1 protein-coding gene and 1 pseudogene are annotated in these 926 nt (G+C 64.9%); one reads left to right on the plus strand and one right to left on the minus strand.

The genetic code is table 11. The annotated features are described in order from the left end of the window. On the minus strand, positions 1 to 354 hold a 354-nt coding region (locus MOV75_RS39785; protein WP_247008320.1), incomplete at its 3' end, for a hypothetical protein. Positions 355 to 635: 281 nt separating this feature from the next. Here MOV75_RS39785 and MOV75_RS39790 point away from each other — a divergent pair. Further along, positions 636 to 926 (plus strand): annotated as a pseudogene (locus tag MOV75_RS39790) (hypothetical protein); the annotation flags it as partial.

The following is a 926-nucleotide window of genomic DNA, read 5'->3' on the forward strand; positions in this document are numbered from 1 at the left end:
CGCCGATTGCGCGCCCCAGCTCTGGTGATAGCTCTCGGCCGGCTTGGGCAATTTGCGGTTCGCGGGCGGCTCGACCTCGAGCCGGCCGTAGCCGGGCCGCAGGCCGAGCGTCGGATAATAATGGCCGACGTCTTCGGGCTGCCGCTCGGCGATATAGCGCCCGCCATAGATCGTGGGCTGCACTTGCTGGTTCTTGCCCAGGCCCCAGACACCCTCGACCACGGTATAGGACGCATCGATGTTGTTGATGATGATCGGCACGCCCGGACGGCCGGGCACGACGACATCGAAGCCGCCGGCAAATGCCGTCGCAGGCAATCCGATCAGAAAGGCGGCGAGCGCCACAGCACGCATGAGGGGACCCCGGTTATCCGGCGGCAACCTAACCGATCACCGCGCACAGAGGGTTAAGGCCCGCTCACCAACTTCCGGTAAGCCTAATGTGTAAGGATTGCGCGCCGCTCAAATGCTGCAAAGCGAGCTAGCAAAGCGTTAACGCCGCATCGCCGCCGCACGGAACCGCGCCGCGCGCTCACATCCGTTTGACCGTTCGCTCGCGAAAATCCACCGGTTTCACCGGAACGTCCGGCGCCTTCGGCATTTAGCCCCCGTCAACAAAACGGGAGCCAACAACCATGAACATCAAGCTTCTCGGGGCCACGGCGATTGCGGCGACCATGCTGGCTGGCTCTGCCATGGCGCAGGCCGTCGTCACCAATCCCGGCCGCTGCTCGGCGCAATTCCCCAACGCCAACTGCCAGAACCTCGGCCCAGGAAACCCGTACACCGATAGCGGCTATCGCCATCGTCGCGTCTCCCACCGCCAGACCAATGGCGATTGGAATAACGACTGGAACAGGAGCCGCACCGGATTCTGGCCGACCGACGTCGCGGCCGGCGTAGCCGGCGCCGCGATCGGCACCGCC

Source organism: Bradyrhizobium sp. PRIMUS42 (assembly GCF_023006515.1).
In the GTDB taxonomy this organism is placed as follows: Bacteria; Pseudomonadota; Alphaproteobacteria; order Rhizobiales; family Xanthobacteraceae; genus Bradyrhizobium.